Raw genomic sequence first — 207 nt, 5'->3', positions numbered from 1 at the left:
GATCGCTAAATACATATTTGACAATTCTGGTGGAGTAGTTTCCAGGTTGCAGCGATATCGTGTAATCGCTGTAATCCTCGCCAAATAGTCTTAACACCAGGTTCTCCATCACCCTTTCGACCTAAAAAGCCACCTAATATTGCAATCATTCGTACTGCTTGGCGTAAAGAAGGCGGCTTTTTGGGTGGGATTGGATTTTTGTTGATA

At 42.5% G+C, this 207-nt stretch carries 1 protein-coding gene; it reads right to left on the bottom strand.

The window, feature by feature from the left end; all coding sequences use genetic code 11:
• Positions 1 to 5: 5 nt before the first annotated feature.
• Positions 6 to 207 (bottom strand): IS4 family transposase (locus AABK37_RS42355; protein ID WP_432557325.1); only part of this gene is annotated, 202 nt, incomplete at its 5' end.

Source organism: Tolypothrix sp. VBCCA 56010 (assembly GCF_050875635.1).
Lineage (GTDB): Bacteria > Cyanobacteriota > Cyanobacteriia > Cyanobacteriales > Nostocaceae > Hassallia.
Note: the sequence above shows the minus strand (reverse complement) of the source record. Positions and strands in the feature narration are given on the sequence as shown.